Genomic DNA, 18579 nt, shown 5'->3' with positions numbered 1-18579 from the left:
ACGGAGACCTGAATGAGCCGACTGGATTCCATGCTGCGCCGCCTGACCGCCCAACGCGACGGTCTGAACTGGGCAGTTGATCAGATTGCCGACATGGATGGCGATGTGCTGGACATGGGCCTTGGAAACGGCCGCACTTACGACCATCTGCGGGAAATCCTGCCGAACCGAAGAATCTGGGTGATGGACCGCGTGCTGCAATGTCATCCGTCCAGTACGCCTCCGGCAGAGGACTTTCTGCAGGGCGAGGCCGAGCCGATGCTGCAGAAACTGGCTGAGGGTGGGCCGGCTGTCGCCATGGCGCATTACGATTTCGGGCGTGGCGTCAAGGAGGAGGATGTTGCCGAAGCAGCGCGCCTCAGCCCTCTTATCGCGCAAGTGGTGCTGCCCGGGGGGCTGCTGATCTCAGGCCAGCCTCTGGTTGGCTTTGAGCAGATTAGCGGCCCGGACACCATCGCTCCGGACCGCTATCTGTTCTACAGGGCCTGATCAGGCCACACGCCGCCCGCGTGACCAGACGCCGTTGAGTGCAGGTGCACCCTCGCGCATGCGAAACCGGATAACGTCGGCGCGCGCGCCTGCTCGTAGTTCACCCCGGTCTTCCAATCCAACAGCCTCGGCAGGTGTCTTTGTCACGGTCTTCAGGCCGCGGGCGAAATCGCCCCACATCTCGCCCAGGCGCGCAGCGGACAGCAGCAGGGCGGCGGGAACGTAATCCGAAGACAGGATGTCGAGGTGACCAAGCTCGGCCAGTTCCCGCGCAGCAACATTGCCGGAATGGGATCCACCCCGGATCACGTTCGGCGCACCCATCATCACCTTGATACCGTGATCATGGCAGGCGCGTGCAGCCTCAACCGTCGTAGGAAACTCGGCCAAGGTGATGCCGTGCCCCGCCGACACGCGGACCTGCCCCTCGGTCGTGTCATCATGGCTGGCGAGCATTGCGCCGAAACGATTTGCGGCCTTTACGGTTTCGATTTCGTGCCTGTCACCGAACCGGTCCCGCAACGCCTTGAGCTGCGCCACATGTTGCAGGAAGTCATCGTCGTTCATCGCGTGCTTGCCCTTCATATAGGCTTCAAGCTGCGTCATGTCGCGGAACTGGCGCTGGCCGGGTGTGTGGTCCATCAGCGAAACAAGACCCACCCGGTCCTCGGGACCAAATTCATCCAGTTCATCCACCAGCGTTTCCGAGCACACCTCGGCGCGCAGGTGCAGAAAATGACTGATCTTCAATGCATCCTGCTCGCGCAGGTCCCAAAGCTCTTGCGACAGGCCCCGAGCGTACTTCTTGTACCGGTTGCCTGATGGGATCGAACCGATCCGCATTGCATCAAACACGGTGGTGATCCCCGTGCTTGCCAGTTCCGCGTCATGGGCCAGGATCGCGGGGGCGTGCGGCCAGTCAACCTTGGGACGCGGCTGAATGTGCCGCTCCAGATTGTCGGTGTGCAGCTCAACCAGACCAGGACAGATGTAATCGCCCTCGCAATCCGTTGCGCCTGCCGGAACCGTCGCGCCGGTTGCGACCTCAGCAATGGTATCACCCACAATCCGAATGCTGCCTGTCACCGTCTCATCCGGAAGAACAAGTGTGGCATTGGCAAGTATCATTTCTTCTGTCATCTGAATTTCACAACATTTGAGCTATTGGGAAGGCCACGCATAGGAGGCCAATGTGACATTCACGCGATACGCGATCTATTTTGCGCCACCGGCCGAGGCCGAATGGACGATATTTGCGACCCAATGGCTGGGTTGGGACATTGAATCCGGGAACGAGGTTACGCATCCGATCGTTGACGGCGTGGACGTTTCGGCCGTGACCGAAGTTCCGCGAAAATATGGGCTGCATGCGACGATGAAGCCGCCGTTTCGTCTCAACGACGGGCAGTCGCTGGAAGACCTGAAAGACGCGTGCAAACGATTGGCCGGATCTCGACCTGCGGTGACTCTGGATGGGGTTGAGATTGCCCGGCTGGGTCGATTTCTGGCGCTGCGGCCGACAGGCAATACTGACGGGCTGAGCGATCTGGCGGCGGCCTGTGTTCGTGAACTGGACAGTTTTCGCGCCCCTGCGCCCGAGGCTGAACTGGCGCGTCGGCGCGCGTCCGGCCTGACCCCTGAACAGGACGCCAATCTTATTCGGTGGGGATACCCTTACGTGATGGAAACATTTCGCTTTCACATCACGCTCAGCGGTAAGCTGGACAAGCCCACATTGAGAAACGTTCAGGCGACTTTGGAAGACCGGTTGGTCCCACTGCTGCCCGTCCCGTTTCAGATCAAGGATCTGGCTCTGATGGGCGAAGCCAAAGATGGCCGGTTTCACCTGATCCATCGTTACGCCCTTTCCGGCTGAAGCCGTGCGAGGATGTTGTCTATCGTGACGTCCAGCGGCCCTGAATTGTCGACCTCGATCACACGGTTCAACCCCTCCGGCAAAGGAATACCGGCCCGTCCCAAACGGCGCACCTGATCACTTGCGCTTTCCCGTCCGCGCGCGGACAGGCGCTGCGCCAGCACCTCGGGGACAGCGGTCAGAGAGATCACGATCAGATCACCAAAAACCTCCTGCGCCCGCAGCAGCATCGACCGGGACAGGTTGACCAACAGGGCATCGGCCTGTTGCCGTTGCTCTGCGATTTCTTTCGGGACACCGTACTGCAATCCGTGCGCTGGCCAGTGCAGCGCAAACGCGCCATCCAGCACCATCTGCTCGAAGATTTCGGCCGAGACCCGGTCAAAATCCTCGCCCTCTTCACCCTCGGGGCGAGTGATCACCCGACGAACAAGAGATATCCCCGACGCACGCGCGGCCAGCGCCTCCATCACGCTGTCCTTACCAACACCAGATGGTCCAACGACCGCTATGACCGGGGCAAGGCTCATGCGGCCATACCGGGGGTGAAGTCCGAGACGTTGATCTCGCGGTCACACACACGGTCACGCGCTCCGACGTCATGGAAAATCCCGACGATCGCCGCGCCCCGCGCCTTGGCCTCTTCGATCAGGGACAGCACCGTTTCGCGGTTCTGTGCGTCCAAAGACGCCGTGGGTTCATCCAACAGCATCGCAGGGTATTCATGCGCAAAGCCACGCGCGATATTGACCCGCTGCTGTTCACCCCCTGAGAAAGTGGTTGGGCTGAGGGTCCACAGACGCTTTGGAATGTTCAACCTGGCCAGCAGCCCCGCAGCCTTGTCCAACGCAACCTGTTTATCACACCCGATGGCCAGCAAAGGTTCGGCCACCACCTCGAGGGTCGGAACGCGGGGTACAACGCGCAGGAACTGGCTGACGTAGCCAAGTGTCTCGCGCCTTAGTGCAAGAACTTCGCGCGGTTCAGCCTGCGCAACATCCAGCCCACCGACCAGAACCTGCCCCGAGGCGGCCAGGTAATTCCCGTAGATCACCCGCATCAGCGTGGATTTCCCCGCCCCTGAAGCCCCTGTCAGGGCAACACATTCGCCAGGCAAAACTTTCAGCGTGGCTCGTTCCATCACCGGAATCACGGCACCGCCCTGATTGTGCAGGGTAAAAGTCTTGCTGACGTCTATAAGCTCAATCATCGCTTCATCTTTTCCCAAATACTCAAACCTGCAACACGCTGGAGACCAGGAGTTGCGTATAGGCATGTTGCGGATCGTCCAGAACCTGATCGGTCAGGCCGGCCTCGACCACATGACCGCCCTTCATCACCATCAGCCGGTCAGCCAGCAGACGCACCACGGCCAGATCATGGGTGACGATGATGGCGCTCAACCCCATCTCACGAACCAGCCCGCGCAGCAGGTCCAACAAACGCGCCTGTACCGAAACATCCAGCCCTCCGGTCGGTTCGTCCATGAACACCAACCGCGGGCCCGTCACCAGATTGCGCGCAATCTGCAATCGCTGCTGCATCCCGCCAGAAAAGGCTGTTGGGCGGTCATCCACGCGGGTCACGTCGATCTCGACCCGGCCCAGCCAGTCGATAGCGCGGTCCCGGATGGCGCCGTAGTGGCGGTCACCGACGGCCATCAGGCGTTCGCCGATATTGCCGCCAGCGCTGACGGACATCCGCAAACCGTCACGGGCATGCTGGTGCACAAAGGCCCAATCCGTTCGGCTCAGCATTCGGCGTCCGGGCTCGGACATTGTAACCGTATCCACCGGTCCATCGGCACGGGTGTCAAAGATTACCTGCCCCGCGTCAGGCTCCAGATGCCCGGCCATACAATTCAGCAAGGTGGATTTGCCCGAGCCGCTTTCACCCACGATCCCCATCACTTCGCCGGGATAGAGATCGAAACTTACATCCGTGCAGCCGATCCGCGCGCCATAGCGTTTCTCGATGCCTTTGACCTGCAACAGGGGGGTCATGCCGCGTCCTCCTTAGCCAATCGGCCTACATGGCCCACCTCGCGGCGCGACCGGCAATAATCGGTATCCGAGCAGACAAACATCCGGTTTCCCGCGTCATCCATGATTACCTCGTCCAGATAGCTGTCTTCGGCCCCGCACAGATCGCAGGGATGATTGGCCTTGGTCGCCTCGAACGGGTAGTCCTCGAAATCAAGGCTCACGACCTTGGTATGTGGGGGTACCGCGTAAATCCGCTGCTCGCGCCCTGCACCAAACAGTTGGATCGCGTCCATCTCAAGCTTCAGGTTGTCGAATTTCGGGATCGGCGACGGGTCCATGACATAGCGGTCCGACACCTTCACCGGATAGGCATAAGCGGTCGAGATCGCCCCGTGCTGGCTGATATCCTCATACAGCTTCACATGCATCAAACCATATTCCTCGAGACTGTGCATCTTGCGCGTTTCGGTCTCGCGCGGTTCCAGAAAGCGCAGCGGTTCAGGGATCGGCACCTGGTACACGATGATCTGATCCTCGCGCAGCTTTGCCTCGGGGATACGGTGGCGCGTCTGGATGACCGTTGCCTTCTCGGTCTCTTCCGTGGTTTCGACGCCAGCGGTGTTTTCAAAGAACTTACGGATCGATACGGCGTTGGTGGTATCGTCCGCACCCTGATCAATCACCTTGAACGTATCCTCAGGCGTCAGGGTAGCGGCCGAGACCTGCACCCCACCCGTGCCCCAGCCATAAGGCATCGGCATTTCGCGGCTTGCGAAAGGCACCTGATAGCCGGGCACCGCCAGACCTTTGAGAATGGCGCGGCGGATCATCCGCTTGGTTTGTTCGTCCAAATATGCGAAGTTATACTCATTCATTTGATGTATCGCTTTGTTTATTGGTGTTTTTGTGGACGTTATTGCAATAAGTTCGTTCTTTTTTGTCGTTTTGGCCTACTTGATTTGGCACACCCGCCACTCTCAACGTCGACGACGGGCTGTGAAACGCGACCGAGCGAACGAATGGAGTTCGATTGGCGCAACGGACAAAACAGTCCACCGCGAATGTGATGGTGTTCAGGGCGGCAATTGGGACCCTGCTCGGCGGCATCGTGCCGAGCGACGGGGAAAATAGGGTCATTCCGCGGCCTCCTTCGGCGTAATCCGTTCCTCAGCCTCGCGGCGCAATTTGCGAACCAGTTCCAGCTCGGACTGGAAATCCACGTAATGCGGCAGCTTGATATGTTCGAGGAACCCGGTGGCCTGAATGTTGTCTGAGTGGCTGAGAACAAACTCTTCGTCCTGCGCAGGCGCGCCCAGATTGTCCTCGCCCAGTTCCTCCCAGCGTAGCGCCCGGTCTACCAGCGCCATGGCAATGGACTTGCGTTCTGACTGCCCAAAGACCAAACCGTAACCGCGCGTGAACTGCGGCGGTTCGGTTTTGGAGCCCTTGAACTGGTTCACCGTTTCGCATTCGGTCAGTTCGACCTCGCCGATCTCGATGGCAAAGCCCAGTTCGGGGATGTCCATCTCGACTGCGACCTTGCCGATCCGGAGTTCACCGACAAAAGCGTGGTTGCGGGCATATCCGCGCTGGGTCGAGTAAGCCATGCCCAGCACGAACCCCTCATCGCCACGGGTCAGGGATTGCAGACGCAGCGGGCGGTTTGCCGGAAACTCCATCGGTTCACGCGTCAGGTCGCCCGGTGTGGCGTCGCTGGCAGGTTCATCCTGAATGATGCCCTCGCCCTTCAGGAACTCGGTGATATGCGGCGTTGCTTCGGTACGGGGTTGACCCTCGGGCGCTGCCGAAACCTCACCCTCAGCTGCCAGTTTGAAGTCCAGCAACCGGTGGGTGTAGTCGAAGGTTGGTCCAAGAACCTGACCGCCCGGCGCGTCTTTGAACGTGGCCGAGATACGACGATCACAAGCCATCTCTCCGGTCTCAACCGGATTCGAACACCCGAACCTCGGCAGCGTGGTCCGATAGGCCCGGATCAGAAAGATCGCCTCAATCAGATCGCCCCGTGCCTGTTTGATCGCGAGTGCAGCCAGATCGGGGTCATACAAGGACCCTTCGGCCATAACTCGGTTCACCGCCAGGCTGAGTTGCTCACGGATTTGCGCGATGCTCAGCTCGGCGATATCGGTCGACCCACGCCGCTCCTCGGCCAACCAGGCATGCGCGTTTTCGATGGCCTTTTCACCACCTTTGACTGCTACATACATCGCTCAGACCTCCAAACTGATCTGCGTGCTGCGCGGCAAGGCCGCAACCCTGTCACCGCACGTGAGAAAGAAGTCACACCCCAACGGATACAAAGCCGCGTTGGCCTGCAGCGCCGCAACGTCCGGCAAGTTCAGACGCGCCGTGTCTTTGATGCCCGGGCCGCGCAATACAGCTCCCGCCTGTTGCAGGTCGTCACATTCAACTATCAGGGTTGCTGACCGGTCCGGGTATTCCGCCGTCCCGATACGGTATGTGCTTAATGGCCCAAGTTCCGACCACGTCCCGACCGCAAAATCTGCGTCGGCAGCCGCCGAAAGAGGTGCCCCCGTGTGAAAGGTCAGCCAATGGCGTACGGCATCCGTATCAGCTGCGCCCGCCAGGTGAACCTTTGTGTCCGGATCGCACAGTGTCAGCAGCAGAGTTTCCGCTGCGACCGAAAGCGGTTCTGGCGGCTGGCCACCGGTGAGGTGACGGATCTCGCCCGGTCGGGCCATCACGGTCATGGCGGCGCGAAATGCGTGGGCAGCATCGACCGGCGCGTTCTGAAATCCACCCGAGAACTGGGTCCGCGTGCTCATCAATCCTCTCCCCTGACCATGGTAAAAAACTCGACCTTCGTTGCTGCAGCCTTGGCCGCTCGGTCCGTTTTGGCGTTTTCCATCTGATCCTTGAGCGGTGAGATCACCTGTGCACGAACAGCATCCGCTGCCGAGGTCTGCATTAGCGCATCGATCAGCGCTGCCGCTTCGGCCTTGGGCTTGGAGCGACCTTGCACATATCCGTGCCCGACTGTTCCGTCGTTCAGCACCAATGAGCAGCGCGTGACTGTCATTTCTCCAAGGTTAAACGGTGCGCCGGTACCACCCGTGCGCCCGCGAACCATCACGCCACCGACTTCGGGGCTGCGCAGCCACTCAAAGTCTGGACGAGCGTCGTATTTGCTCCAAAGCGCCATCAGCGCCCCTTCGGGAGCTCGAGCCAACAGGCCCATCCAGCCCTGCCGCGCCGCATTCGCAATATTTGTCTGATCTGCCATCAAAGCCTCTTGGCCGGGTTGTCTACTTGATCTATACAACTAGACAAATATTACACCCCGCCACGGTGACTCGCAATCCGCATCCTTGTGAAGTTTTGATGACATGAGAAAAACACCTGTCTGGAAAGGCATCGCGTTGAGCCTGACGTCCGACATTGCCGAAGGCCGCTATAGCACCGGTGATCGTCTGCCGACCGAAGCGCAACTGGCCGCTAAACATGGGGTCAACCGCCACACTGTGCGACGTGCCCTGTCGGATCTGGCCGAACAAGGCCTGGTCCATGCACGCCGCGGCGCGGGTGTTTTTGTGGCCGCACAGCCAACTGACTATGCGATTGGTAAGCGGGTGCGATACCACAAGAGCATTTCAGCCAGTGGCAAGATCCCTGGGAAAAAAATCCTGACTCTGACCACACGCACAGCGGACGAAACCGAGGCCGAAGCGTTACAGATTGCCGCTGGTGATCCGGTGCATGTGTACGACGGGCTTTCTCTTGCTGACGGGCAACCGATCGGCCTGTTTCAAAGCGTCTTTCCTGCGGCACGCCTGCCCAAAATTCTCGAAACCCTTTCAGATACCCAGTCCGTGACCAAAGCTCTGCAGCAATGCGGCATTGCGGACTACACACGTATCTCAACGCGCCTGACCGCCCGCGCAGCCACGGCGACCCAAGCTCTGCACCTGCGCCTGCCCGAAGGCGCGCCGGTTTTGTACTCTGTCGGAATCAACGCGGACCCGAATGGGTTGCCTGTTGAATTCGGACGGACTGTTTTTGCCGGAGACCGGGTAACTCTGACCTTGAACGAAGATTAGGTCGTAACGCTCCCGCCCGTCTTCAACCTCCTGACGGAGGTCTCATCCCGTTGGGCATAGCGCCGCGCAAAGCGCGGCGCCGGACCCAAGGCCGCCAGACCGCTTCGGCGCAGCCGATGCGGCCGCGGGCGCGGGAGTTTTTGCCTCTCAGCGGTTCAGGCCGTTTCGTACTTTTCCAGAAACGCTTCCGCGTTCAAGGATCGGAAGTCCGGCAGCGCCGCGCGCAGGCGGGCATTGTCCCAATCCCACCAGGCCAAAGTCATCATACGCTCGGCAACGCCTTTCGGATAACGACCTCGGATAGGCACAGCCGTGACACCACCTACGATGTTATAAGGCGCGACATCCTTGGTGACGACCGCACCCGAAGCTATGACCGCGCCGTTGCCGATGGTCACTTCGGGCTTGATGATCGCCGCATGACCGATCCACGTATCGTGACCGATCCGAGTTACGCGGCTGGCACGGTACTCGAACCACTCCGCGTCATCTTCTGCATCGTCCCAGTAATCTGCCGAGCGATAGAGGAAGTGATGCAATGACGCCTTCTCCATTGGATGATCGGTTGCGCCGATCCGGGTGAAGCTGGCGATGTTGGCGAATTTGCCGATTTCCGCATTGGCGATGTCACAGGTACGGTCACAGTAGGAGTAATCGCCAAATGTCGAATTCGCCACACGGGTCCCTGCGCCGATTTCGACGAATTCACCAAAGGAACTGCCGGTGATCTGACACTCCGGATGGATGAACGGCTGGTCTGAACGCAATCGTGCCATGGTCTGTTTGTCCTTAACTATGGTCATGGCAGCAGGAACGACTTTGCTTTAGCGTCCTTGGGCTTATGCTTTTTGCCGGTTTCTCCCTGAATGAGCCGCCGCCGCAGCCACCCCGATAACCAGTCCATCAGCATCACCATCAGGATGATCAGGACGATGTAATAAGCGACTTCTTCCCAATCCTTCTGAGTAATGATCGCCTGCGTCAGCAGCAGACCGATGCCGCCACCCGTGATCGCACCGATCACCGTCGCACTACGCGTGTTGGACTCGAGGAAATAGAGCAACTGGCTCAGCAAAACAGGAGTCACCTGCGGGATTACACCAAAGCGATACTTCTGTGGCGCATTCGCCCCGGTGGACTGCACGCCTTCGATCTGCTTTTGGTCAACATTCTCCAACGCTTCCGAGAAGATTTTTCCGAATGTACCGGTATCGGTAACCAGAATGGCCAATGCACCGGTCAACGGTCCGGGTCCGAAGGCGCGGGCCAGCACGACGGTCCAGATCAGCGCATCCACACCACGTACGAAATCAAACACGCGACGCGTCAGAAACCGGACAGATCTAAGCGGATTAAAGTTGCGTGTGGCAAGGAAGGCCAGCGGCAGCGCAACCATGCCCGCTCCCAATGTTCCCAAGAAGGCCATGAGGATAGTTTCAAAGATTGCCCAGGCAACGTCCTGATGTCGCCACATCTTGTTGGTCCAGAAGTCGTTGAAAATCGCTCCGGCCTCGCCTTGCGCAGCCAGCCCGGCCAGCTCCGGGAAGGACTTGCCATAATACGGGCTGTCGAGCGTGAACCAGAACAGCTCCCACCCGTTGAAATAGCGGAACACTTCGGACCGGTTGCGCGTCACTGTCAAACGTCCGGCATCCGTGGTGATTGCCATCCGATTTTTCGAGACGTTGATCCAATCGGGCACCTCGCCTGCGGGCAGTTCAGCCTGAACCCCCGCTGCGCGAGTAGGTGTCGCACGGACCGTGCCGTAACCCGGGATATCGTATTCTACGGTCTCGGGGCCGAAGCGCACGATGTGGCCGTCTTCCAGATCGATGACCGTGGTTTCGCCCAGGCTCACCCAATCCGGAGCCTGCCCTTCGGGGTAACGACCCTTGCGCTCACCCTCGATGGCGGCCGAAACCTCACCGGTCCGGTTGTCACGTTCAATATGGGTCTTGTAGCTGTAGCTGTCAGCAACCAGCGTCTTGCCGTTTTCCCAATTCGCCCGCTCCGTCAGTCCCGGCACGTCAAAGGCAAAGAACACATAGACCAAATAGGCAAGAACTAGTGCGGGCAGTCCAAAGTTGGTCAGCCGTTTGCGGTTGAACAGACGGTCAGCCTCGGCCTTCAGTTCGTCGATTGTCAGGTCGGTGGCGAAGGTGCTCATGCCCGCGCCCCTTTTTCGGAACCGTGGGTCAGACGCTCGCGCAGCAGACCCGAAATCTGATCGACAACAACGATTGTGACGAACAGCAGTAGGAAGATTGCGGCCGCTTCGTCGTAACGTCCCTGCCCCCAAGACATCGAGTTGCGAAGCTCATAGCCCAGGCCACCTGCACCAACGAAACCCAGAATGGCCGAGGCGCGAATATTGATTTCAAACCGCAGCAGCGCATAGCTGACATAGTTCGGACCGACCTGCGGAATGACGCCCAGATACATCCGCTGCGACCAGTTTGCACCGACCGAATGCAGCCCCTCAACCGGCTTCAACGAGGCATTCTCGTTCACCTCGGAAAACAGCTTTCCCAACGCGCCCGCCGTATGAATGGCGATGGCAATCATCGCCGGAACCGGGCCACCGCCCAGAACAAAGATCAGCACCAGAGCAATCACGATCTCGGGGATTGCGCGGAAGATATCCGCGATGCGGCGAAACAGCGGGATAAGCGACGGCCACAGCGCCATTCCGCGTGTTGACATCAGCGCCAGAAACGTGCCGGCAATGGTCCCGATCAGGGTCGACGCGGCGGCGATGTTGATGGTCTCGACCAAAGCCGGGAAGAATTTGACCAGATTGGCGGGCAGCGCGTCGATCTTTTCCCATGCTTCGGACAGGACCTCAGCCGGATAATCGAAGATGCGGTGCCAGCCGTCGATGAAACTACCGGCGTTTCGATCATCAGCAGTGCGGAAACCCGCGGCCATCAGGGCCACGAATACGATCAGAAGGATACCACCATAGACCCGCTTGCGTCGCGTCATTTCGGTATAGTCGGCCCGGATCTGGGCGACGCTTGGGGACCCTGCGGTCAGGTCTGTCATGGAATGCTCCTGAGTGGAAAACGGGGCCCGGCTTTTTACCGGACCCCGATCATTGGGTATGCAGGCTTAGTTGGACTTCAGCTTGCGCGCTTCGATGATGATTTCATACGCATCATGGGTGATCGGCTCGAACGCCTTCGCTTCACCCGCCGCAACGCCGTAGAAGCACTCGCGGTCTTTTTCCGCCAGACCCGCCATCAGGGCAGTCATCTTTTCCTTGACGTCTGATGGCAGAGCTTTGCGCAGAACGATGGGGCCTTCCGGGATCGGCTTGGATTTCCAGATTTCGACCATGTCGTTCATGTCAACCAGACCGGCATCCACGGCGCGGCGCAGCGCGCCCGACTGATACCCATCTTCCCAATCACCCAAACCGTCGGCCCAGGTTACACCCCCGTCAACGTCGCCGTTGTTCACTGCAACAATGGTCTGCTCGTGGCCGCCGGTGAATTTCACTTCGCCGAAGTAAACACCCGAGTCCATGGTTGCGCCGGTTGCTGCAGGAATTTCGATAGACGGGATCAGGTAGCCGGAGGTCGAGTTCGGGTCGCCAAAGCCGAAGGCCTTGCCCTTCATGTCTTCCAGCGAAGTGATGCCGCTGTCCTTGCGGGCAAAACCGATCGAGTAGTAGCCGTAGCCGCCATCGGTGTTGACTTTAACCAGAACCGGCTCGACCGCATCGGCGTCGCTCAGATAGGTTTTTGCATAGCTCGATGCGCCCAGCCAGGCCATGTCGATGGTGCCGCCCAGCAAGCCCTGGATCACGCCGTCATAGTCGGCAGGGGCGAACAGCTTGGTTTCAACGCCCAGCGCTTCTTCGGTGTATTCGCGCAGGCATTCGTTGTTGTTCAGGCGATCCTGGGCGTTTTCGCCACCCAGAATGCCAATGCGAAATTCGCTGATGTCCTGGGCCATGGCCGGCGCGGCCATCGCGGTTGTGGCCACCAGGGCAGCAATCAGTTTTTTCATCTGTCTCTCTCCGGTTTGATGCGCCGGCCTTTCATCGGCCGGTCGATGAAAGGGGTGAAATCGGCTTAGATGGTGGCTTCGGCTTCCATCAGCGCCTTCTGGGTTGCGTCGAGCGTGTCGATCTCTGTCGACGTTGCCTCTTCCGAGAAGCTGGCATCGGCGCCATAAATTTCGCGGGCCACACCCGTTGTCAGTTGCTCGGGCAGGCCGTCGAATACGATACGGCCATCGCGCATACCGACCACGCGGTCGCAATAGCGGCGCGCTGTGTCCAGCGTATGCAGGTTGGCGATAACAGTACGGCCGTCTTCTTCGTGGATGCGGCGCAACGCCTGCATCACAACTTGCGCGTTCATCGGGTCCAGCGAGGCGATGGGTTCGTCTGCCAGAATGATGCTGGGGTCTTGCATCAGGGCGCGCGCAATCGCAACACGCTGTTGCTGACCGCCCGATAGCGCCTCGGCGCGTTTGGGCGCATGTTCAGCGATGCCCAGACGATCCAGAATATCAATCGCGCGATGGATGTCCTCCATCGGGAACAGGTTGAACATGGTCGCCAGCGTCGAGTGGCGGTTCAGCGTGCCATGCAGCACGTTCGACACCACATCCATACGCGGCACAAGGTTGAACTGCTGAAAGATCATTGCGCAATCGGCCTGCCAAGCGCGCCCCTCGCGGCCTTTCAGTTTGGTGACATCGCGGCCTTCAAACAGGATCTCGCCGTCACTTGCATCGGTCAGGCGGTTGATCATCCGCAACAAGGTCGATTTGCCCGCGCCCGAGCGTCCGATGATGCCAATCATGCAAGGCTTGTCTACATCCAGCGTTGCGGCATCAACGGCTACATTGTCGCCGAAGCGCTTGGTCAGTTTCTCTATGCGCAGCACGTGCCACCCCCAATTCGTGTTGGCGGTCAGCTACAGATGAGTTTCAACGGCTTTGTGTCGGTTGGGTGAAAGTTTTGTAAACGCAGCTATGACCCAAGGGGCCTACCCTTCAGCACCTATCGCCGCTATATGCGGTGCCAACACGCTATCCTAATGAGGCCAACCATGAGCTTTGACCGCAGCATCAAGATCGCCCCGTCGATCCTGTCCGCCGATTTCGCCAATTTCGGTGCCGAAATTCAGGCCATCGAAGCCCAGGGGGCTGATTGGGTCCATGTCGACGTGATGGACGGCCATTTCGTGCCAAACCTGACCTTTGGCCCGCCAGCGGTCAAAGCGTTCCGTCCGCATGTCAAAACGGTAATGGACGTGCATCTGATGATCACTCCGGTTGATCCCTACATTCAGGCATATGCGGATGCCGGAGCCGACGTCCTGACCGCGCATGTCGAGGCCGGTCCGCACACGCACCGCACCCTGCAGGCCATCCGCGCGGCGGGAATGAAGGCAGGCGTTGCACTGAACCCCGGCACGCCGGCCGAAGCTGTTGAACAACTGCTGGACCTCACCGATCTGGTTTGCGTCATGACTGTGAACCCCGGCTTTGGCGGGCAGAAGTTCATCGACATGACCAATAAAGTTCGCCGCCTGCGAGAGATGATCGGAGACCGCCCGGTTCACATCGAGATTGACGGCGGCGTTGATCCTCAAACTGCTCCTCTGGTGGCAGCCGCTGGTGCGGACGTGCTGGTTGCAGGATCGGCAGTGTTCAAAGGTGGGTCGGTCGAGAACCCAGGCGTTTATGGGGAAAACATCAAAGCTGTACGGGCTGCCGCAGAGTCGGCCCTATAACAGAACCCTCCACCCTAAACTGTGGTGTCGAATTTCAAAGCGGCGCGCTAATTCGAATTTGGCGCGTCGCTTTCCGTTTCCGCCCCGCGGTTACTGTAACGCGCACGCATCTTTATCGCCTGAATAAAGCGCCCCTCTGCCACCAGAGCAGACAGGAAGTCTCCTAGATAATCGTCGGACAGACCATCGGCGATTGCTGTATCGAACGTGTCCTCCGCTGTATCGAAACTGCCTTCGCCTAACATCACCAGCGCGTTGGTATACTGCACAAACGCCCCATTCGGGTCGAGGTCCAGCGCCTGATCGATGGCTTCGCGCGCCTCGGCCGTGTTTCCCAGCCAAAGCGCGATTTCCGCATGGAGGCGATGGTCAAAGTGATCAGCGTCATCCAGCACGACGCTGCGCCGAATGTGAAAAAGCGCGGCTTCATAGTCGAGGTCATCCGCCAGTAGGCTTGCCCGCCAATACAACAGATAGCTGCCCGGCCCCGCCCGGTTTTCAGCCTCTTCCAGAACGTCGTGCGCCTGTGATCTTTGGCCCAGGTCGGAAAGGGCACGCGCCTTTCGAACATACCCGTCCGCATCGTTGGGCTTGGCCGCAATCACCGCTTCGGCATCTTTTAACGCCTGTTTGGGGCGATCCAGCATCAACAGGATAAGAGACCGGCGAGACAACGCGGCCACAAAGCCCGGTTTCAACTCCAAAGCCCGGCTTACATGGTTAAACGAGGCCGCCCAATCGTTCTGCTCGGACAAAAGAATGGCGATGCCGTATTCCGCATAGGGGTCATATGGATCCAAATCGCCAACCGTTCTGAACAGTTCCAACGCCTCGTCCTGCCGTTGATGGTCCACAAGAACCCATGCCAGTTCCCGCATAGCCCAAGTGTATTCAGGGTTCAGGGCCAGCGCGGTTTGCATCGTTTGTTCGAATTCCGCAAAATCCATCTCGCCCAACCGGCGCGCGCTGGCCGCCAGTCCGGCCAGATTATTCGCATTGGGTTTGCGCGATACGGCTTGTCGAAACAACTCGGTCGCGGCTGCATAATCGTCACGATTGTATTGAACCCAAGCCCGCCCCTGCAGCCCATGCTCGGCGTTGGGATTGATGGCCAGAATTTCGGCAAATGTGTCGTCGGCTCGATCCAGCTCATCAAGATCGAAATAGGTCCATGCCAGCTTGTCCAACATCTCAATACGCTGCCGGTCAGACGCACCAACGCCACCTAACCCACGCTGACAGATTTCGATGATGCGATCTGGCGTGTCACTCTGATCAAGACAGGCGGAGGCATATGTCTCTTGAGAGTTCGTCAGCAGTGGCTTAGCGAACCCAACCCCAGCGAACGCGATCAATGACGCCAGAAAAGCCCCGGTCAAATTGGTCAACGACTGTATCATGCTACCGAAATCTCAATGTCCGCGAACAGAATACTTACAATTGTGATAAGAAAGAGGCCGCCTCAGGTGACCAGCAAAGGACGTCACGGCAAAAGCGGATGGTCAGGCAGCCGAAGTGAAAACCGCAGTTTTAGCGACGCTGGATCACCAACCCCACCAAATTCTCCGTGGGGCTGGGTTCAAGTTGTACGTAGGTCTCGGCTAAAACTGGACTTAGCGATCCGCGCCGAATGCTCCGATATATGTAGCGCCGCCGGCTCCAGTTGTTCGGAACGTACCGCCGACTTCAGTCGCATTGGGGCCATAAAAGACACCGTCCGCCGTACCATTGTTACCAGTGCCTGACACGTTGGCATTAAACGTGTTACCCGAAACATTTCCTGAACCAGAGAAATTCAGCTCTGGAGCGCTTCTTTCCGCGCCATTGACAAGGCTTCTGATTTCGGTCCCCGAGCTTAAGATTGTTGCCGTCTCAAAATCTGTCGAAACCAAAACAGTTGATGTGGTCTGATGGAGAGTGCCATCCGAAAGAACCGCCAATCCGGCACTGGCCCCTTGAAAAGACGCGTCTCGGCCGACGGGAACATCCTGCGATGGCGTCCTGTTCCCGAAAGACCCTGCACCGGCAGTACCCGTTGTATTCCCGCGGCCTTCGATCCAAAAACCAAATGTCTGGTGCTCAAACCGTGACTCGGATGGATCGATCAGATATCCGTTTTCTCCGTTTCCCGACGAATTGAACGCAACAGCTACGTCTCCATTGCGCGTATCGTCCCCGCGAGTGTCAAAGGAAGCAACCGAAGCAGGAGCCCGGAAAGTCGCCGCAACTATTTCGCCACTTTCCGTAGTCATCTGTAGTGTCGACGCCGCTGGGGCGTTGACCGTACCAACGGTAATTCTACCGGCATTATTCGTGAAGGCCGTCGTTACCGCCGTCCCTTGCAGTTCCAATGTCCCGTTATCTGGCAGCACAATCGCCGGGATCGGAGCACCACCGGTGTTTGGCGCACCACCGTCGCTACCGCCACTGTCAAAACCACCACTGACACTACCACAAGCGCTTAATGAAATTCCAGAAAACAACGCAATTACAACAAAACTAAATTTGGCCGTCATAACCCCTCCGACACTGGCTTTTAGTGCAGATTAATTTCACACGAAGAAGGTACAAGGAAATTATTAAATACAATCTTTGCGTGTCTTTTTCGACACAGAACGCAGTCGATGCTGCTGGTATCTGTTCAATCGAAAGAACTCCGAATAAGCACAAATTCTATCGTGTTTCAAAAACTGGCCCTCGTTTTGCTTCGAACTCTTTTCCTGATTGCCGCCATAGCCACGATCACTTTGAACGTAACCAGTGCCAGCGCACAGACGCAAATCTCCCAAGGTTCCGCTTCAATCGCTGAAGCCGAGCAAATCGAGCGTGTCTTTCTCAGCGGGCTTCAGGACTTGCAACGGGGGAACACGGACGCAGCGATCACAAAGTTCTCCTCAATCCTGGCGGACAATCCCAATCTCGTCAGGGTCCGGCTGGAGCTTGGCCTTGCCTATTACCTCTCTCGCCAATGGAACCGGGCCCGAAATGAGTTCTTTACAGCTCTTTCAGGTGATCTGCCGGATTCCGTCCGTAACAAGGTTCTTGGATTGATCCGCGAAATCGATGCACGTCGCGGGTTCGACTGGGATTTCAGCATCGGTGTAGCGAATGTCGGCGACCAAAGGGAATACGACACAGACGAAATTATCCTAGACTTTCCAAACGGTAATCTGCCTTTCAGCTTTAATCGGGAAAAGTCGTCTGAAATCGGTCTGCGCGCTACAGGCTCGGCCAATTTCCGTAAGCCCGTCAAATGGAAGTTGCTTGGGGCCGACACGGTCGCATTCGCCTCGCTGTCTTTCGATGTTACCGAGGCGCGGGCATCGAGCTATGACGACTACATCCTTGGCACCCGATTTGGACTTCGGATGCTCACGCAGAATACGACAGCTTCAATTGGCCCCTTAGTCTCGACCCGCCTTCTGGGCGGAAACGTATTTGAGAACCGTATCGCTCTTCAGGCCGCCATTGAAAGGCGGAACCAAAGGGGTGCGTCATTCTTTGCGATTCTTAGCGGTACGCGTTTACACAATCCTACATCAAGTTCGCTGGACGGCGACGAAATTGGCGCAGAAATCGGAGTACGCAGATCTCTTGGCGGCAAAGGCTTAGTTGGCGCCAGTTTCCTATTCCAAGATAAATCCGTCGAGGATAATCTCGAAAATTTTATCCGCCAACGTTTTACAATCTTTGGGCAAGTCGACGTTCAGGGCGGGTTCACACTTCGACCCTCTGTCTTTGCCGAACAAAAAAGGTTCAAGACCCCAAGCGCATTGTTTACCGGGAATCCGAATGAAAAAACATTTGGCGGATCACTACGCGTCGAAAAAAATGATCTCTTTTTCGGAAACGGCTTTTCTCCATTTCTTCTATTAGCCTATCGGCGGACCAAATCAGGGATAGATGCTTTCAGTTTTAAAGAGTCTGAATTCGAACTGGGCATCGAGCGTCGTTTTTAGATTCAAAGATCTCTTTCTGGATACGGAAAAGGGCGCCGCGATGGGCGCCCTTTCTTCTGGTAATCGCTTGCGCGAATTACTCGATGATTTTCGAGACGACGCCGGCGCCGACGGTGCGGCCGCCTTCGCGGATGGCGAAACGCAGGCCGTCTTCCATGGCGATCGGTGCGATCAGCTCGACGGTGAAGCCGACGTTGTCGCCAGGCATAACCATCTCGGTGCCTTCGGCCAGGGTCACGGTGCCGGTCACGTCAGTCGTACGGAAGTAGAACTGCGGACGGTAGTTCGCGAAGAACGGCGTGTGACGGCCGCCCTCTTCCTTGGTCAGGATGTAGGCTTCGGCTTCGAACTTGGTGTGCGGTGTAACCGAACCCGGCTTGCACAGAACCTGGCCACGCTCAACGCCGTCACGGTCGATACCGCGCAGCAGCGCGCCGATGT

General features: G+C 58.2%; 21 protein-coding genes and 1 pseudogene. 5 read left to right on the top strand and 17 right to left on the bottom strand.

Features of this window, described 5'->3' with window-relative positions:
- The first annotated feature begins 12 nt into the window (after nucleotides 1-12).
- Complete coding sequence (locus MHN28_RS02865; protein ID WP_239335746.1) at nucleotides 13-489, top strand: class I SAM-dependent methyltransferase; 477 nt, start codon at nucleotides 13-15, stop codon at nucleotides 487-489.
- Here the strand turns inward: MHN28_RS02865 and MHN28_RS02860 are convergent, their stop codons facing one another.
- On the bottom strand, nucleotides 490-1629 hold the full coding sequence (locus MHN28_RS02860) for an alpha-D-ribose 1-methylphosphonate 5-triphosphate diphosphatase (RefSeq protein ID WP_239335745.1): 1140 nt from the start codon (nucleotides 1627-1629) through the stop codon (nucleotides 490-492).
- Between the two features lie 52 nt (nucleotides 1630-1681).
- Here MHN28_RS02860 and MHN28_RS02855 point away from each other — a divergent pair, with 52 nt between their 5' ends.
- Nucleotides 1682-2365 (top strand): DUF1045 domain-containing protein, encoded by a 684-nt coding sequence (locus MHN28_RS02855; protein ID WP_239335744.1) that lies wholly within the window; start codon nucleotides 1682-1684, stop codon nucleotides 2363-2365.
- Here MHN28_RS02855 and MHN28_RS02850 read toward each other — a convergent pair.
- The 8 genes from MHN28_RS02850 to phnG are packed head-to-tail and all read right to left on the bottom strand — an operon-like array spanning nucleotide 2347 to nucleotide 7612.
- Nucleotides 2347-2895 (bottom strand): AAA family ATPase, encoded by a 549-nt coding sequence (locus MHN28_RS02850; RefSeq protein ID WP_239335743.1) that lies wholly within the window; start codon nucleotides 2893-2895, stop codon nucleotides 2347-2349. The two genes, MHN28_RS02855 and MHN28_RS02850, sit on opposite strands and share 19 nt — an antisense overlap.
- Nucleotides 2892-3575 carry a phosphonate C-P lyase system protein PhnL gene (phnL, locus tag MHN28_RS02845; RefSeq protein WP_239335742.1) on the bottom strand — a complete coding sequence of 228 codons (684 nt, stop codon included), beginning with the start codon at nucleotides 3573-3575 and terminating at the stop codon, nucleotides 2892-2894. Before phnL ends, MHN28_RS02850 begins: the two co-directional genes overlap by 4 nt.
- Before the next feature lie 22 nt (nucleotides 3576-3597).
- Complete coding sequence (gene phnK, locus MHN28_RS02840) at nucleotides 3598-4368, bottom strand: phosphonate C-P lyase system protein PhnK (RefSeq protein WP_239335741.1); 771 nt, start codon at nucleotides 4366-4368, stop codon at nucleotides 3598-3600.
- A complete protein-coding gene (locus MHN28_RS02835) occupies nucleotides 4365-5225 on the bottom strand; it encodes an alpha-D-ribose 1-methylphosphonate 5-phosphate C-P-lyase PhnJ (RefSeq protein ID WP_255731966.1) in 861 nt (286 codons plus the stop codon). Before MHN28_RS02835 ends, phnK begins: the two co-directional genes overlap by 4 nt.
- Complete coding sequence (locus tag MHN28_RS02830) at nucleotides 5218-5487, bottom strand: hypothetical protein (RefSeq protein WP_239335740.1); 270 nt, start codon at nucleotides 5485-5487, stop codon at nucleotides 5218-5220. The genes MHN28_RS02835 and MHN28_RS02830 overlap by 8 nt, the downstream gene beginning before the upstream one ends.
- The gene (locus MHN28_RS02825) at nucleotides 5484-6575 is read right to left on the bottom strand and encodes a carbon-phosphorus lyase complex subunit PhnI (RefSeq protein ID WP_239335739.1); all 1092 of its coding nucleotides are present in this window, start codon (nucleotides 6573-6575) and stop codon (nucleotides 5484-5486) included. Before MHN28_RS02825 ends, MHN28_RS02830 begins: the two co-directional genes overlap by 4 nt.
- Before the next feature lie 3 nt (nucleotides 6576-6578).
- A complete protein-coding gene (gene phnH / locus MHN28_RS02820; RefSeq protein ID WP_239335737.1) occupies nucleotides 6579-7154 on the bottom strand; it encodes a phosphonate C-P lyase system protein PhnH in 576 nt (191 codons plus the stop codon).
- The gene (gene phnG, locus MHN28_RS02815) at nucleotides 7154-7612 is read right to left on the bottom strand and encodes a phosphonate C-P lyase system protein PhnG (protein ID WP_239335735.1); all 459 of its coding nucleotides are present in this window, start codon (nucleotides 7610-7612) and stop codon (nucleotides 7154-7156) included. Before phnG ends, phnH begins: the two co-directional genes overlap by 1 nt.
- Nucleotides 7613-7715: 103 nt before the next feature.
- Here phnG and phnF point away from each other — a divergent pair, with 103 nt between their 5' ends.
- Nucleotides 7716-8426: a phosphonate metabolism transcriptional regulator PhnF gene (phnF, locus tag MHN28_RS02810; RefSeq protein ID WP_239335733.1), complete on the top strand. Its 711-nt coding sequence runs from the start codon at nucleotides 7716-7718 to the stop codon at nucleotides 8424-8426.
- Nucleotides 8427-8581: 155 nt separating this feature from the next.
- Here the strand turns inward: phnF and MHN28_RS02805 are convergent, their stop codons facing one another.
- The 5 genes from MHN28_RS02805 to phnC form a co-directional block, all read right to left on the bottom strand.
- A complete protein-coding gene (locus tag MHN28_RS02805) occupies nucleotides 8582-9202 on the bottom strand; it encodes a chloramphenicol acetyltransferase (protein ID WP_239335731.1) in 621 nt (206 codons plus the stop codon).
- A 23-nt stretch (nucleotides 9203-9225) separates the two neighbouring features.
- The gene (gene phnE, locus MHN28_RS02800) at nucleotides 9226-10593 is read right to left on the bottom strand and encodes a phosphonate ABC transporter, permease protein PhnE (RefSeq protein WP_239335730.1); all 1368 of its coding nucleotides are present in this window, start codon (nucleotides 10591-10593) and stop codon (nucleotides 9226-9228) included.
- Nucleotides 10590-11471, bottom strand: coding sequence for a phosphonate ABC transporter, permease protein PhnE (gene phnE / locus MHN28_RS02795; RefSeq protein ID WP_239335727.1), 882 nt, complete (start codon nucleotides 11469-11471; stop codon nucleotides 10590-10592). Before phnE (MHN28_RS02795) ends, phnE (MHN28_RS02800) begins: the two co-directional genes overlap by 4 nt.
- A 66-nt stretch (nucleotides 11472-11537) precedes the next feature.
- Nucleotides 11538-12440, bottom strand: coding sequence for a phosphonate ABC transporter substrate-binding protein (phnD, locus tag MHN28_RS02790; protein ID WP_239335725.1), 903 nt, complete (start codon nucleotides 12438-12440; stop codon nucleotides 11538-11540).
- A gap of 65 nt (nucleotides 12441-12505) precedes the next feature.
- Nucleotides 12506-13327: a phosphonate ABC transporter ATP-binding protein gene (gene phnC / locus MHN28_RS02785; protein WP_239335723.1), complete on the bottom strand. Its 822-nt coding sequence runs from the start codon at nucleotides 13325-13327 to the stop codon at nucleotides 12506-12508.
- A gap of 165 nt (nucleotides 13328-13492) precedes the next feature.
- Between phnC and rpe the strand changes: the two genes are divergently transcribed.
- Nucleotides 13493-14179: a ribulose-phosphate 3-epimerase gene (gene rpe / locus MHN28_RS02780; protein WP_239335721.1), complete on the top strand. Its 687-nt coding sequence runs from the start codon at nucleotides 13493-13495 to the stop codon at nucleotides 14177-14179.
- Nucleotides 14180-14226: 47 nt separating this feature from the next.
- Here rpe and MHN28_RS02775 read toward each other — a convergent pair whose 3' ends face one another.
- A complete protein-coding gene (locus tag MHN28_RS02775; protein ID WP_239335719.1) occupies nucleotides 14227-15567 on the bottom strand; it encodes a tetratricopeptide repeat protein in 1341 nt (446 codons plus the stop codon).
- 225 nt (nucleotides 15568-15792) lie between these two features.
- Nucleotides 15793-16695, bottom strand: a complete 903-nt coding sequence (locus tag MHN28_RS02770; protein WP_239335717.1) for a transferrin-binding protein-like solute binding protein — start codon at nucleotides 16693-16695, stop codon at nucleotides 15793-15795.
- A 108-nt stretch (nucleotides 16696-16803) separates the two neighbouring features.
- Between MHN28_RS02770 and MHN28_RS02765 the strand changes: the two genes are divergently transcribed.
- Nucleotides 16804-18138 (top strand): surface lipoprotein assembly modifier, encoded by a 1335-nt coding sequence (locus tag MHN28_RS02765; RefSeq protein ID WP_239335715.1) that lies wholly within the window; start codon nucleotides 16804-16806, stop codon nucleotides 18136-18138.
- A 76-nt stretch (nucleotides 18139-18214) separates the two neighbouring features.
- Here MHN28_RS02765 and tuf read toward each other — a convergent pair.
- A pseudogene (tuf, locus tag MHN28_RS02760) lies at nucleotides 18215-18579 on the bottom strand (elongation factor Tu); the annotation flags it as partial.

The organism is Ruegeria sp. Ofav3-42, assembly GCF_022347725.1.
Lineage (GTDB): Bacteria > Pseudomonadota > Alphaproteobacteria > Rhodobacterales > Rhodobacteraceae > Ruegeria.
The sequence above is the reverse complement of the archived record's forward strand: the minus strand, read 5'-3'. Positions and strand labels throughout refer to the sequence as shown.